Raw genomic sequence first — 387 nt, 5'->3', positions numbered from 1 at the left:
CGTATGGCTTGCGCGTGCGCTACCGATTTCTCCTGACGGCGCAGCGTTATCTCGGCATGCTCCGGTTTCAGACCTGGGAAAATCGGCTGCGGGCCGAGGCGCTCGACTATTGCCGGAAAAACCCTCCGCGATCCGAGCATGTGCACATGCCGATCCCGCGCGTCCACGTCGGTGAAATCACCGCGGCAGAGTTCTATCGAAAGTACATCAAGAATCCGCACCCCGTCATCATCACCGGCCTTACCAGCGAATCGCACGCGGTGAAGAACTGGACTCCCGAATACTTCCGCAAATACTCCGACGATGTCGCCCCGCTGCAGACCGACAAGGAAAGCGATCTTTACGCCCGCACCAGCCGTTTCGGCGATTACCTCGACTACATTCAGA

General features: G+C 58.7%; 1 protein-coding gene. It reads left to right on the top strand.

From position 1 onward, the window contains the following. Positions 1-14: 14 nt before the first annotated feature. Positions 15-387: hypothetical protein (locus tag RM844_RS33325; protein WP_311671153.1), on the top strand; the 373-nt coding region annotated here is incomplete at its 3' end.

The organism is Streptomyces chisholmiae (assembly GCF_031845445.1).
GTDB lineage: Bacteria > Actinomycetota > Actinomycetes > Streptomycetales > Streptomycetaceae > Streptomyces > Streptomyces chisholmiae.
Note: the sequence above shows the minus strand (reverse complement) of the source record. Positions and strands in the feature narration are given on the sequence as shown.